Genomic DNA, 13,826 nt, shown 5'->3' with positions numbered 1-13,826 from the left:
TAATTTTAGATTTGCCAAAGTAAAAAGTCTTTGTATATTTGCCCGCAGTTTTGGAGAAAGTATCAAGACGGAATTTTAGACAATACAAGATTATTTTAAAGATATAAAACAATGAGCAAAAGAACGTTTCAACCATCGAAAAGAAAGAGAGTAAACAAACACGGTTTTAGAGAAAGAATGGCGTCTGCTAATGGAAGAAAGGTTCTTGCACGTAGAAGAGCTAAAGGAAGAAAAAAACTATCTGTATCTTCAGAAACAAGACATAAAAAATAAAGATTGACAATGGTTAACATTTGTTAATATTAAAAGGTGTTACTTAGGTGTAACGCCTTTTTTTGTACCAAATTCATACGTAATTTTGTACGGGTAAAAATATAAACCATTGTCAACATCAAAATTTGAAAATAGGTACCTGAATTTTCAAAAATCTTTAGAACACTGAACACTGAACACTGAAAAATAACTCAACACAATGCCAAGAAACAAAGACATTAAATCTGTATTAATTATCGGCTCGGGGCCAATTGTTATCGGACAAGCTTGCGAGTTCGATTATGCTGGTACCCAGGCTTTAAGATCGCTTAGGGAGGATGGTATAGAAACCATTCTCATCAATTCAAACCCAGCCACAATCATGACAGACCCAACCATGGCTGATCATGTGTATTTATTGCCGCTAACTACAAAATCGCTAATTACAATCTTAAAGGAGCACCCTCAGATTGATGCTGTTTTGCCAACCATGGGTGGCCAAACGGCCTTGAATTTGTGTATTGAGGCGGATGAGAAAGGCATTTGGAAGGATTTTAATGTCAAATTGATTGGAGTTGATATCAATGCCATTAATATTACGGAAGACCGTGAGGAATTCAGAGAGTTAATGCTAAAAATAGGAGTAGCTATGGCCCCTCAGGCAACGGCGACTTCTTATTTGGAAGGTAAAGAGATTGCACAGGAGTTTGGTTTTCCTTTAGTTATTAGAGCCTCCTTCACGCTTGGTGGAGAGGGTGCGTCCTTTGTTCATACAGAAGATCAATTTGACGCATTACTGACTCGTGGACTTGAAGTTTCGCCTATTCACGAAGTCATGATCGACAAAGCTTTGATTGGATGGAAAGAGTATGAGTTAGAGTTGTTGCGCGATAAAAATGATAATGTGGTCATTATTTGTACCATTGAAAATATGGATCCGATGGGCATCCATACAGGAGATTCCATTACAGTGGCGCCAGCAATGACCTTGTCCGATACCGCTTTTCAGCGAATGCGAGATATGGCCATCCTTATGATGCGTAGTATTGGCGACTTTGCCGGTGGATGTAATGTTCAGTTTGCAGTGAGCCCAGATGAAAATGAAGATATTATTGCCATTGAAATCAATCCGCGGGTTTCCCGTTCTTCGGCGTTGGCGAGTAAGGCAACGGGGTATCCAATTGCGAAAATTGCTTCAAAATTGGCCATTGGCTATAATCTGGACGAATTGACCAACCAGATAACAAAATCAACCTCTGCTTTATTTGAGCCGACATTGGATTATGTGGTCGTAAAAATCCCACGTTGGAACTTTGATAAATTTGAAGGTGCAGACCGTACCTTAGGCCTTCAAATGAAGTCGGTTGGAGAGGTGATGGCTATTGGCCGCTCGTTCCAGGAAGCACTTCACAAAGCCACTCAGTCGTTAGAAATAAAACGCAACGGACTTGGTGCTGATGGAAAAGGCTATAAAAACTATGATCAAATTCTTGATAAGCTTGAACATGCCAGTTGGGATCGAGTGTTTGTTATTTATGATGCCATTCAATTGGGTATTCCGTTGAGCCGTATCCATAAAATCACGAAAATTGATATGTGGTTCTTAAAGCAATATGAGGAGTTGTACCATCTTGAAAAGGAGATCTCAACCTACACTATTGACACCATTGAACACGATTTGTTGTTGGAAGCCAAACAGAAGGGCTATGGCGATAGACAGATTGCCCACATGTTGAATTGTTTGGAAAGTCAAGTCTATAATAAACGTGATGAACTGAATATAAAGCGCATCTATAAGTTGGTAGATACCTGTGCTGCCGAGTTTAAAGCACAAACACCTTATTATTATTCGACATTCGAAAACAATGTTGAATCTTCAGATGGGACGCAGATCTCTGCCAATGAAAGTGTAGTGTCTGATAAGAAAAAGATTATTGTTTTAGGGTCAGGTCCTAATCGAATTGGACAAGGTATTGAGTTTGATTATTGTTGTGTGCACGGCGTTATGGCTGCTTCGGAATGTGGATATGAGACCATTATGATCAACTGTAATCCAGAAACGGTTTCAACAGATTTTGACATTTCTGATAAGCTCTATTTTGAACCGGTATTTTGGGAACATATTTACGACATCATTCGCCACGAGAAACCAGAAGGTGTCATTGTGCAATTGGGTGGACAAACGGCGTTGAAATTGGCCGAAAAGTTGGATCGTTATGGAATCAAAATCATTGGAACAAACTACAAATCGCTTGATTTAGCTGAAGATAGAGGTAGTTTTTCTAAACTGTTGAAAGAAAACAATATTCCTTATCCAGAATTCGACGTGGCTACAACAGCTGATGAAGCTTTGGCAATTTCAGATGTGCTCGATTTTCCAATTTTGGTAAGACCTTCTTATGTTCTCGGAGGTCAGGGCATGAAAATTGTCATCAACAGGAAGGACTTGGAAGAGCATGTGGTGAATCTACTCAGAAAAATGCCCAATAACCAATTGCTTTTAGACCGTTATTTGGATGGTGCCATTGAGGCGGAGGCGGATGCTATTTGTGATGGCGAAAATGTGTACATCATTGGAATAATGGAGCATATTGAGCCTTGTGGTGTTCACTCAGGCGATAGTAATGCCACATTGCCACCTTTTAATTTGGGCGAATTTGTATTGCAACAAATAAAAGATCACACTAAAAAAATAGCCTTGGCATTAAATACAGTGGGACTGATCAACGTACAGTTTGCAATTAAAGATGATATCGTTTATATCATTGAGGCCAATCCAAGAGCATCTAGAACCGTGCCTTTTATAGCGAAGGCCTATCAGGAACCTTATGTCAATTATGCGACTAAAGTCATGTTGGGAGAGAAAAAGGTTACAGACTTTAACTTCAATCCGCGATTGGAAGGTTTTGCCGTTAAGCAACCCGTATTTTCCTTCAATAAATTTCCAACGGTCAACAAACAATTAGGGCCAGAAATGAAAAGTACTGGAGAAAGCATCCTATTTATTGACAGTTTAAAAGATGATCAATTTTATGATTTGTACTTGAGACGTAAGATGTATTTGAGTAAATAACAAGTCATTAGCGAATTTATTCGTTGAAATGCATTCTATGTTTTATTAATAAATTGTAATTTAGCTCTCTTGCTAATGAAATTTATTTAATGAATATAAAATGCATTTCTTTTTTAATGTTCTTTCTTTTGTCGCTTGTGGGACATTCCCAAAAGAATATTTTTGAAGTAGCACGTTCTGGCTCGGTAAATGATGTAAAGGCCTTGATGGCGATAAATGCAGACACCATTAACACAGTTGAAAATTCAGGATATTTACCATTAATTCTGGCTTGTTATAATGGGAATAGGGAAGTGGCAGTTTTTTTAATTGAACGGGTCAAGGATATTAATGGAACCAGTAAGATGGGTACACCATTGATGGCAGCCGTTTTTAAGGACGATGTAGCCATTGTGGAGGCCTTGTTGGCCATGAATGCAGATCCTAATATTGCGGATGCTAATGGAACATCAGCATTACATTATGCTATTTTGAACAGGAACGAAGCTGTTATAAAACTACTGTTGGATGCTAATGCAGATGTGTCTTTCAAGGATAAAAGAGGAAATTCCGCCTTGGATTATGGTAAAATGACTCAAAACCAAATCATTATTAATCTTTTGAAAAGAAATAAAATATGAAAAAAACTACTTTGGCCTTATTGGGCATTTTATTAACCTCTTATGCTTTTGCTCAAACCTATTCTACGGGAACAATGGAGCTTTATAATGTAGATGATGTCCTTTTTACTGCAAAAGTGGATGTTACGAGCACTCTGGTAACTCTAACCCTAAGCGGTCCTGACAATCGGTATTTGGGATTTGGATTTGGCGTCCGATCAATGGGTTCTGGTGGGGATGTCGTCATTTTTTATGATGACGTTGATACGCCTGCACAAGATTTTCAGTTGTCTGATAGAAAATTTTTAGGAACAGGACAGGTGCCGGAAATTGACGTTAATCAAGATTGGACCTTGGTATCAAACATACTCGCGGATGGTCAGCGTACCGTGATAGGCACGAGAGTTCTGGACACGGGGCATGACGATGATTATGTGTTTTCAACTTCTGATAGTTCGTTGGATTTTGTTTGGGCAATTGGTAATGGCTATTCAATGTCCCGACACGATTATAGTACGCGAGGAGGCTCAATGCAGTCATTGACTTTGAGTCAAGAGGATGTGGAATTAAGTGACTTTAAATTGACTCCTAATCCTGGACGTTCTAAATTTGAACTACAACTTCCCAATGGTGTGAATAATGTAAAGCTTCAGGTATTTGATGTATTGGGGAAAAATGTTTTAACCAAAACTGTAAGTACTCTATCAACCACAATTGATGTTTCTAAATGGAACAGTGGAGTGTATTTGGTCAGGGTTACGTCAGACAATGGTTCGCAAACCAAACGTTTTATTAAACAATAAACTTCTTAAAAACTTTATTTTATAACCATCAACAGTAGTGTTGGTGGTTTTTTTATGAAATTAACGGTACACTCACCAAATACAAAAGACCTACTAAGATGGCAATCCCAAAACTTATCAGGGTTCCAATTAAAATATATTCGGTCAACTTCCGCTCCTTTGATTCTCTCAGATCTCCAAACCTAAATACGGATTTGGCGGTTATCAAAAATCCTACAGCTTCCCAATGATCCAAAATCACAAAGACAAATACCAGAACACGTTCTAAAATCCCAATATACTTGCCAGCATCTTTAAGAGATTCATTGCCTTCAATAATTTTTGAAATGTTCCATTTTGAAAAGATGGCTTTCATAATGATGGACACTGGAACGGTCAAGAACAATACGCAAGTTAGGAGCAGGATTGTATGATCGGTCAGTAGATGATCTAAACCTGTATCCTTGGCTATAAACAACCAATAGACTACCAAAATGACTAGAAGATGCAGAAATTGGTCTACAAAAAATAGGAGTCGTTTTGTTTTCTTCTTTTGCAAGGTCAATTTTAAAGCATCAATAATAAAGTGTGATACACCGATGATTAATATTAATGGCCATTTAGAAATATCCCAAAGTATAACAAACAATAAAATAATATGAATAAAAACATGGAGATAGAGCTTGGGAGATCTTATCGTCTTCCTTTCCTTTTCTTTGATCCAAGAGGTTGGTTGTAGAAAAAAATCCCCAATAAGATGAGCGAGTATGAGTTTTATAAGAATCATGCCATTAATTGTTTAGTTTTTTGACGGTAATGCTCTTCCAACTGCATAATAAGATCTAAATGGGCACGCTTTTGCCTACTGCTTACCGCATTTTGGTTGATGCCTATAAGTTTACCAAGTTCTTCTTGTAAGGCGTTTGGTTGCTCTATAAATAATTTTACAATTTCTGCCGAATTCACTGTCCAATGATCCATTATGGTCAAGGCTAACTTAAAGTAGAGATTGAGTTCATGGTTCAATGGCTCATCAGTGGTTTTGATCTTGAGATTAATTTTCTCTTTTTTCAGGCTTTCTAAAGTTTCACCAGAAAATTGAAAGGCTTGACCATTGGACTCTACAACGGTCTTACCGGTAAATGATTTTTCTCCAATACCTATGGCAATACGTACGTCCAAGCCTTTGAGGGTTTTTATGCAAGCCTTAATGTAAATGGCAGCTTTTAGACTTTCGGCAACATTTTCCAACTCCAATTGAAAACTATCACCTCTATAAATTTCCCAATTGGAAGAGTTTTTACAGCATAGGGTCAAGGCTTTTTTTAAAGTAGAAAGCCATACCTCTGGATTTTTTATGGATCGCGATTTGATGATGTCTCCTGTTAATACACTTGTCATATAAGCCGTTTAATGAAATTTATCGATTCTTCCTGTGATAAGTATAATTATCACGTTTTATGATGATAAATACAAATATCATCTTTTTGATTGATATTCAAATATATTGTTTATTTCGGGAATAAACAAAGTATCAGAGCATGACCTTCACTTTGTAAGCTTCTAAAATATGTAAATAGTTGTGCGGTGAAAAATTTCTTTTTTCAAATTCCTCATGTCTCAAATGTTTCATCTCGGTGCGTTTTAGGCACTTCAAAAAACGCCTGATTTCGTGTTTATCAGTGATGATCAATCCTGGAACTTCAACAGAATTTCCAGCCTGGTCTTTGGCAACCATCGTAAAGTAAGAAGAGTTGCAATGTTTTATTTCGCCCGTTCGAATGTTTTCAGCTTCTACCCGAATTCCGACTACCATGGATGTATTACCTACATAATTGATGGATGCCTTCATGGTCACCAACTCGCCAATTTCAATCGGATTCAAGAAATCAACGGTATCTACAGAAGCGGTAACACAATAGGTTTTAGAGTGTTTTGAAGCGCAGGCAAATGCAATTTGATCCATTAAATTGAGAATATAGCCTCCATGAATTTTTCCATTAAAGTTGGAATTGGATGGCAGCATCAATTCGGAAATCAGAATCCGGGAGTCATCTACTTTTTTAAATTTTGTATCTTCTTGCATATTATTCGTCATCAGTGGCCCGTTTTAAAAGTTGTTCGTTTTGTTGTTTGCTTGCTTTTGCACCAAGGGCTTTCAAGGTTTCCACGCGTTTGATCAAATTTCCTTTCCCTGTTAATTTGACCATTGCACTATCATAAGATTTTTGAACAGTTCCTATCTGATTGCCAACCTTGAGTAATTCTTCCGTCAAGTTCACAAAAGAATCATACAAACGGCCAGCTTGGGTGGCTATGGCGATGGCATTTGCCTTTTGTTTTTCGTTTTGCCACATGCTGTCAATGGTTTTTAAAACCGCAAGTAGTGTCGTAGGCGTGACGATAATAATGTTTTTTTCAAAGGCATCGTTGTATAAGCCTGGATATTCCATGGAGGCGATGGCAAAAGCAGATTCTATGGGGATGAACAACAACACAAAGTCCGGGCTTTCCATATCGTAGAGTTGGTGGTAATTTTTTTCGCCCAATTCACTAACACGTTTTCTAACCGATATCAAATGGTTTTTCAAATGTGTTGCACGTTCTGATTCGTCAATTTCATTGATATACCGTTCGTAAGACACTAAAGATACTTTAGAGTCGACAATCATTTTTTTATCTCCTGGCAAAGAAATGACCACATCTGGAAGCACACGCTTGCCTTCTTCTGTGGTAAAGCTCTGTTGTACAAAATACTCACTGTCTTTTTGAAGGCCACTGCGCTCTAAAACCCGCTCCAATACCAATTCTCCCCAATTTCCCTGCATTTTGGTATCACCTTTCAGCGCTTTGGTCAAATTAGTAGTCTCTTTGCTCATTTGCTCATTGAGTTCCTTTAAGCCGATGATTTGACGACGCAAATCGGCACTTCTCGTGATGTCTTCCTTATTGGTTTCTTCCACGCGCTTTTCAAAGTGTTGAATTTTTTCCTGTAAAGGTTTTAATATGGCGTCTATATTCTCTTTATTTTGAGTGGTGAATTTGGTCGATTTTTCATCAAGGATTTTGTTGGCTAAATTTTCAAATTCTATGGTAAATTTTTCCTGTAGCTTTTCAACTTCAGCTTTTTGTTCTTGATTTTTTGTAAATAGATTTTCAAAATCGGCATTTTTTCGCGTCAATTCAGTATTGAGGAATTCCTTCTCACTTCGGATGAACTCACGATCTTCTTCAATTTTGGCAATAGATTCCTTGAGAGAATTTATTTGGACTTCATTATTCTGCTCTATTTTCTGTACCTCCACATCATACTGTACTCTTGAATCTTGAAGTTGCTGCTGAAGATTCAAAATGCGTTCTTCAAGTGTACTTTGTTCGCTTTTACCTTTAAGTTTAGTGATGGTAATACCAATATAGGCGCCAATTCCGCCAGAAATGAGAATGGAAATAATAAGGATAATGTTGTCGTTCATTTAAAAAAGTCAGTTTTATCAAAGATAGATTTTTTTTCCAAAGATGATGGGTGTGCTATGGTGGAAGATTGGGCGTGAAGCATGGAGCTGGAAGCACGAAGTTGGAAGCGCGAAGTTGGCAGCATGAAGTAAAAGTATAAAGTTGAGATTAGTCGATAATTAATGTCAAACTGTCAACTCAATACTGCATACTGCCGACCGAAAACTACTAATTGACTCTAAACGCTCCCGTGTTTTCATCAAAAGCAATCAGATCTTTAGGAAATAAAGAATTGAAGGTGCCATTCGAAATAAGGTGGCACGGTTGGCCAGAAACCACTTCGTTTTCCTTCATCACAATCATGGAATCGCATAATTGAATGGCCAAATCAATTTCGTGCGAAGAAAATAAAATAGTTTTACCGGTATCTTTCGCTAACTTCTTAACCAGCTTTAAAATATATGCTTTGTGATACATATCAAGATGGGTGGTTGGCTCATCAAGAATTATCAAGTCGGTATCTTGGGCCAAAGCACGTGCAATCATGACTTTTTGCAGTTGACCATCACTTAATTCGAAGCATTTTTTAGTTTTTAAAGCTTCAATATTGGTCTGAGCCAGCGCTTTATTGGTGATGGTAATATCTTCCTGAGATAAATTTCCCATCCAATTGGTGTACGGTTGCCGACCTAAAGCTACCAATTCAAAAACGGAAAGGTTTTTTGATGCAATCTGCTCGGTCAACACTAAACTTAATTGTTGTGCCAGTTCAACCGGCTCATAATCCAAAACCGATTTGGAATTGATGTAAATCTCACCCGATAAAGGTTTTTGGACATTGGTCAAAGTCCGTAATAGTGTGGATTTCCCAATGCCATTGGCACCCACTAAACCTACCAATTGCCCTTTTTCCAACACGATATTAATCGCATCTGCTACCATAGAAACTCCCTTTTTGGAAGCATAACCAATGGATAGGTTTTTGGTTTCAAGGACGATATGTGGTTGTGCTGTAATCACGTGTGTTATCTTTTCAAATTTCTATATTCTATATTCTATATTCTATATTCTATATTCTGTTATCTGTTATCTGTTATCTGTTTTCTGTTGTCTGAATTTAATGTTCAAAACTTCGATATTCTATCTTGAATAGAAGATACTCATTATTATTGCTTTTTCTTTTAAAATCTAAATTTCACTGAACTTTTACCTTTCACTCTCACCTCTCAACGCCTACTAATCCCCTAATCCCTCATGCCTAATCCCTAATCTGACCGTCTAAAATAACATCTTTCGCTTTCTCACCAACAACCATATCACCACTGGCGCACCAACCAATGAGGTTATGGCATTAATAGGTAGTGTATAATCGCTTGTTGGCAATTGTGCAATACTATCACAAATAAGCATTACTATGGCACCAAATAAAAATACGGCAGGCAAAAGGGTTTTATGGTTTGAAGTATGAAAAATTTGACGTGTCATATGCGGAATGGCGAGTCCAATAAAGGCTATCGGCCCTGCAAAAGCTGTGATCGTCCCTGCCAATAAACTTGTAGCGATGATGATAACGAGCCTACTTCGTTTTAAATTTAATCCCATGCTTTTAGCATAATTTTCACCTAATAACAGGGTGTTCAAGCCTTTTATTGAAACAATGGTCATCAAAACTCCTGTTAGATAGATTAAAAAGAAAATAAAAAGCTCGCTCCATGAAAGATTACCCAAACTACCAAATCCCCAAAAAACATACTGTTGAAGTTGTTCTGCGGAACTAAAATAAGAAAGGACACTAACCACGGCAGCGGTGATACTCCCAAACATCAATCCTATAATAAGGATAGCCATAGTGTCCCGTACTCTGGAAGATACGATCATTACCGCCAATAGTACTAAAAAACTACCTAAACTTGCAGCAATCACGACGCTCCATTTGGAGATCAGCAGCGTGGTAAAAACACCGCCAAAAAAACCTGAACCCAAAATAACCAATGCAACACCTAAGCTTGCTCCGGAACTAATACCCAAAACAAATGGTCCTGCCAACGGATTTCTAAATAGCGTTTGCATCAACAAGCCTGAGATTCCTAATCCGGATCCGACCAAAATTGCCGTAAAGGCTTTTGGCAAACGGTAATTTTGAATGATGTAATTATCGGCTTTACCGATCAGACTATTGAAAATTTCCTTTGTAGGAATGGAGACAGATCCCAAACTAATGTTCACGAAAAAACAGATGATGAGCAGCGCTATCAGTATCAGGAATGGATATGTATATTTTTTTTCCATGTGTTCAAGACCTGACAGGTTTCTAAAACCTGTCAGGTCTGAATAATTATTTTATTTTTTATTTTAAACGCTCAAAAAAATGAGGCTCATAGTCGTTTAATAGTTCAGGATGGGCAATTTTAATTAAATCCTTTAAAACCAAATCAGGTCGTGACATACCCATTTCAAAATAGGTAACGCCTCCTGTTTTTCCTGTGGTATTGACAAAGGAGTAGACCGATTTGTTTTGGAATGCTCTAAACTTGGTGTAATGGGGACTAGCTTTTTCGATAGCCTCCAAACTAGAATAATAAGAAGGGCTAATCCAAATCTCGGCTTCTTTGGCCTTGTCAAAAACAACCTCAAAATTGAGTGATAGGCTGCCTTTGTCTGTGGTGTCACTCCACAAATAATTGGCATTGGCATCTTTTAACAAAATAGCTTCAGAGCTGGTACCACTTGGTAAATACCAAATATCCTTGTACATAGCCCCACTTAATACTGTCGGCCTTTGGGTCACATTTTGAGCAATCTTTTTGGCGTCCAAATAATTGGTTTCAATGTTCTTAAAAATCGAATCAGCTTCTTTTTCTTTATTGTAAAGCACACCGAAAAACTTGATCCATTCGGCTTTGGCCAAAGGCGATTTCTCCACCCAATCGCCATTATAGATGACTGAGATACCTGCTTTTTGTATGTTGTCAAAAGTTTTGTTGTTGCCATCAATTCCAAAACCAATGACCAATTCTGGCCTGAGTTCCAATAATACTTCGGTGTTGATACTTTCGTTTTTACCCAATTCCCTCACCAACCCTTGATCTATTAAAGCTCTTGTTTTTTCTGAAGAGATAAAATTCGTGTCAGGAAAACCAATCAAGGTGTTTTCTGCGTTTAGTAATTCCAAAGCGGGAATGTGAGTAGTGGAGGTGACTACAATTTTTTGGATCGGAGTGATTAAGATCGCATCAAATTCATCCTTATTTAATGTGATTTTGGGAGCCATCTCTTTACTGACTAGCGCATAACGATAGGTTTTATCCGATTTAGGCCATGGGTTCTTGATTTCCAAAACCTTAAAATCCTGATGGTTTTCTATGGAAAATCCTTGAGCATAAGAAAGTGATGTGATTTCTTTGTCTGATGCTTGCGATTTTTGATGTAATCCTTTGTCTTCTTTACAGTTAACAAAGATTAAAAACAGTAATAAAAGAGATATTTTCTTCAAAATCTTAATTTTTTACTTCAAAAGTAAGATTATTAACTGAAATAGGAGACTTGCCTGTCGGGAAGATTCTGGAATAAAAACATTTTAAGCCTTCGGCCTTTATCCAATTAAAATGATTATTTTTGCACCGAATTTGGTTTGATATAATAATCTATGTCAATTAAAAGGGAATTTGGTTAAAATCCAAAACTGTTCCCGCAACTGTAAGCTATAAAGCTTCATGTTACACTTCAAGTCACTGTTTCGATTAGCGAAATGGGAAGGCAAACATGAAGACGCAAGTCAGGAGACCTGCCAATTTCATCATTTAAAACGGCTTTCGGGTAAAGAGCCTTTAGATTATGAAACGACTACTTTATATTTTATTAGTTTTGGGTATTGGCAACTTTAATGTTGTCCAGGCGCAGTTGGATTCCATCCAGAAATTGGACGAAGTCATCTTGAGCGATGTGAAGTTGAAACGCTACGCATCCGGCTTTAAGGTAACGGTGTTAAAAGATTTTGTTTTAACAAAAAGTCCGTGGTCATTGACCGATTTGCTTCGCTACAATTCAAATATCTACTTTAAGGAAAATGGTTATGGCATGGTGTCATCGCCATCTTTTAGAGGCACGAACGCTTCACAGACCGCCGTGGTTTGGAATGGCATTAATATCAATTCCCAACTAAACGGACAAGTCGATTTTAATACCATCAACACCTCAAATTATGAGGCTGTTGAAATCCGCAGCGGTGGTGGCAGTGTGCAATACGGCAGTGGTGCCATAGGAGGGAGTGTGCATTTGAGCAACACCTTGTCCTTTATGAAACACACCGATCATACGGTCAGAATGAGCTATGGCAGTTTTGATACCAAGCGGGCAAATTACGGACTTTCTACAGGTTCAAATAATTGGTCGGTGAATGCAGGAATTGCTTATGTCGATTCAGAAAATGATTACAAGTATTTGGGCACCGATAAAACCAATAAAAATGGTCAATACGATAATTTAAGCTTTAATCTCAATGCTGGCTATCTGCTTAATGATCATCATGTTTTAAAGTTATACCACCAAAGTTTTTTGGGCGATCGTAATTTTTCAGGAACGCTCCTGGCACCATCAAAAAGTAAATATGAAGATACCAATTACAGGTCGATGTTGGAATGGGGCTATTTTCATAAACAGTACACCTCAAAAGTGAAGGTGGTGCATCTTCTTGAAGAATTTAAATACTTTGAGAATAAGGATGCAGAACACTTTTCTTTTGGGCGGGTCCAGAGTTTTATAGGAAATCACAATCTCAATATCAAACTGACTGAAACTATTGATTTGCGAACCATCATTGAGTTTGCCAAATATTCAGGAAACGGCGATGATTTTGCAAATCCGAATAGAAATGCATTTTCCGCAACCGCATTGTGGCGACATCAGGTTTCTGAACCTCTGATTTACGGATTGAGCATTAGAAAGGACTTTACATCAGATTTTACAAGTCCGATGGTGTTTTCTGTAGATGGCGAATATCGTTTTAGTGAAAGCTATGCGCTCAAATTAAATGGCTCGAAAAATTTTAGGGTACCCACTTTTAATGATCTGTATTGGAATCCTGGCGGTAATTTGGATTTGCTTCCTGAGTCCTCTTATCAAGTGGATTTGGGACAGGAATTCTCATCCAAATTCATCGCTCTAAAATTGAACGCCTACTATATCACCACCAAGGATATGATCCAATGGGTGCCGGATAACACCGGATTATTTCGTCCACAAAATATTAATAAGGTCACGAGTTATGGTGGCGAATTGGAACTTTTTCTTAAACATACTATCGGAAATCATCATTTTAATATGAATTCGGGTTATTCCTATACGGTTTCTGAAAATGATGCCAATGCCAAGCAGCTTATTTATGTGCCGTTACATAAAGCCAATTTAAACTTCGGCTACAGTTTTAAAGCTATGGAAGTCTTCTATCAACATTTATTTAATGGAGAAGTCAACATTATTGGGGGGCAATTGGATGGGTATGATGTAGGTAATTTGGGACTTTCCTATAATTATACAATCTCCAAAAATGTCCATTCCATTTTACAGTTTACTATCAATAACCTTTATAATACCACCTATGAAAATGTGGCGTTGCGTCCAATGCCCAATCGAAATTATCAATTACAATTAACTCTCAAATTTTAAACT

Annotated in this window: 12 protein-coding genes and 1 riboswitch; of the genes, 5 read left to right on the top strand and 7 right to left on the bottom strand. The window is 37.7% G+C overall.

Annotation, left to right across the window (positions count from 1 at the left end):
• Positions 1 to 111: 111 nt before the first annotated feature.
• The 4 genes from rpmH to G6N06_RS07210 all read left to right on the top strand — a co-directional run bounded on the left by rpmH (position 112) and on the right by G6N06_RS07210 (position 4,727).
• Positions 112 to 273, top strand: coding sequence for a 50S ribosomal protein L34 (rpmH, locus tag G6N06_RS07225; RefSeq protein ID WP_163515395.1), 162 nt, complete (start codon positions 112 to 114; stop codon positions 271 to 273).
• Positions 274 to 472: 199 nt separating this feature from the next.
• Complete coding sequence (gene carB / locus G6N06_RS07220; RefSeq protein WP_163515394.1) at positions 473 to 3,325, top strand: carbamoyl-phosphate synthase large subunit; 2,853 nt, start codon at positions 473 to 475, stop codon at positions 3,323 to 3,325.
• Between the two features lie 116 nt (positions 3,326 to 3,441).
• Positions 3,442 to 3,945: an ankyrin repeat domain-containing protein gene (locus tag G6N06_RS07215; protein ID WP_163515587.1), complete on the top strand. Its 504-nt coding sequence runs from the start codon at positions 3,442 to 3,444 to the stop codon at positions 3,943 to 3,945.
• Positions 3,942 to 4,727, top strand: coding sequence for a T9SS type A sorting domain-containing protein (locus G6N06_RS07210; RefSeq protein WP_163515393.1), 786 nt, complete (start codon positions 3,942 to 3,944; stop codon positions 4,725 to 4,727). Before G6N06_RS07215 ends, G6N06_RS07210 begins: the two co-directional genes overlap by 4 nt.
• A gap of 52 nt (positions 4,728 to 4,779) precedes the next feature.
• Here G6N06_RS07210 and G6N06_RS07205 read toward each other — a convergent pair whose 3' ends face one another.
• From G6N06_RS07205 to G6N06_RS07175, 7 genes are all read right to left on the bottom strand, one after another.
• Positions 4,780 to 5,493, bottom strand: coding sequence for a DUF3307 domain-containing protein (locus G6N06_RS07205; RefSeq protein ID WP_163515392.1), 714 nt, complete (start codon positions 5,491 to 5,493; stop codon positions 4,780 to 4,782).
• Positions 5,490 to 6,107, bottom strand: a complete 618-nt coding sequence (locus tag G6N06_RS07200) for a transcriptional regulator (protein ID WP_163515391.1) — start codon at positions 6,105 to 6,107, stop codon at positions 5,490 to 5,492. The genes G6N06_RS07205 and G6N06_RS07200 overlap by 4 nt, the downstream gene beginning before the upstream one ends.
• Before the next feature lie 133 nt (positions 6,108 to 6,240).
• On the bottom strand, positions 6,241 to 6,804 hold the full coding sequence (locus G6N06_RS07195) for an acyl-CoA thioesterase (protein WP_240338003.1): 564 nt from the start codon (positions 6,802 to 6,804) through the stop codon (positions 6,241 to 6,243).
• Complete coding sequence (locus tag G6N06_RS07190) at positions 6,794 to 8,179, bottom strand: DNA recombination protein RmuC (RefSeq protein WP_163515390.1); 1,386 nt, start codon at positions 8,177 to 8,179, stop codon at positions 6,794 to 6,796. Before G6N06_RS07190 ends, G6N06_RS07195 begins: the two co-directional genes overlap by 11 nt.
• Before the next feature lie 208 nt (positions 8,180 to 8,387).
• Positions 8,388 to 9,101, bottom strand: a complete 714-nt coding sequence (locus G6N06_RS07185) for an ABC transporter ATP-binding protein (RefSeq protein ID WP_163515583.1) — start codon at positions 9,099 to 9,101, stop codon at positions 8,388 to 8,390.
• 336 nt (positions 9,102 to 9,437) lie between these two features.
• Positions 9,438 to 10,448, bottom strand: a complete 1,011-nt coding sequence (locus tag G6N06_RS07180; RefSeq protein ID WP_163515389.1) for a FecCD family ABC transporter permease — start codon at positions 10,446 to 10,448, stop codon at positions 9,438 to 9,440.
• 58 nt (positions 10,449 to 10,506) lie between these two features.
• Positions 10,507 to 11,652, bottom strand: coding sequence for an ABC transporter substrate-binding protein (locus tag G6N06_RS07175; RefSeq protein ID WP_163515388.1), 1,146 nt, complete (start codon positions 11,650 to 11,652; stop codon positions 10,507 to 10,509).
• A gap of 117 nt (positions 11,653 to 11,769) precedes the next feature.
• A riboswitch (cobalamin riboswitch) is annotated at positions 11,770 to 11,965 on the top strand.
• A 28-nt stretch (positions 11,966 to 11,993) separates the two neighbouring features.
• On the opposite strand from G6N06_RS07175, the gene G6N06_RS07170 reads away from it, so the two are divergent.
• Positions 11,994 to 13,823, top strand: coding sequence for a TonB-dependent receptor plug domain-containing protein (locus G6N06_RS07170; protein ID WP_163515387.1), 1,830 nt, complete (start codon positions 11,994 to 11,996; stop codon positions 13,821 to 13,823).
• Positions 13,824 to 13,826 lie beyond the last annotated feature (3 nt).

The sequence above is a fragment of the Gelidibacter japonicus genome (assembly GCF_010725055.1).
GTDB classification, from domain to species: domain Bacteria; phylum Bacteroidota; class Bacteroidia; order Flavobacteriales; family Flavobacteriaceae; genus Gelidibacter; species Gelidibacter japonicus.
This window is presented reverse-complemented; position numbering and strand designations above follow the sequence as displayed.

Bases quoted from the DNA above. Each gene is read 5' to 3' on its own strand.
- G6N06_RS07170 (WP_163515387.1), top strand. From the start codon at position 11,994: ATGAAACGACTACTTTATATTTTATTAGTTTTGGGTATTGGCAACTTT.
- G6N06_RS07185 (WP_163515583.1), bottom strand. From the start codon at position 9,101: ATGGTAGCAGATGCGATTAATATCGTGTTGGAAAAAGGGCAATTGGTA.
- G6N06_RS07210 (WP_163515393.1), top strand. From the start codon at position 3,942: ATGAAAAAAACTACTTTGGCCTTATTGGGCATTTTATTAACCTCTTAT.
- G6N06_RS07190 (WP_163515390.1), bottom strand. From the start codon at position 8,179: ATGAACGACAACATTATCCTTATTATTTCCATTCTCATTTCTGGCGGA.
- G6N06_RS07195 (WP_240338003.1), bottom strand. From the start codon at position 6,804: ATGACGAATAATATGCAAGAAGATACAAAATTTAAAAAAGTAGATGAC.
- rpmH (WP_163515395.1), top strand. From the start codon at position 112: ATGAGCAAAAGAACGTTTCAACCATCGAAAAGAAAGAGAGTAAACAAA.
- G6N06_RS07205 (WP_163515392.1), bottom strand. From the start codon at position 5,493: ATGATTCTTATAAAACTCATACTCGCTCATCTTATTGGGGATTTTTTT.
- carB (WP_163515394.1), top strand. From the start codon at position 473: ATGCCAAGAAACAAAGACATTAAATCTGTATTAATTATCGGCTCGGGG.
- G6N06_RS07200 (WP_163515391.1), bottom strand. From the start codon at position 6,107: ATGACAAGTGTATTAACAGGAGACATCATCAAATCGCGATCCATAAAA.
- G6N06_RS07215 (WP_163515587.1), top strand. From the start codon at position 3,442: ATGTTCTTTCTTTTGTCGCTTGTGGGACATTCCCAAAAGAATATTTTT.
- G6N06_RS07180 (WP_163515389.1), bottom strand. From the start codon at position 10,448: ATGGAAAAAAAATATACATATCCATTCCTGATACTGATAGCGCTGCTC.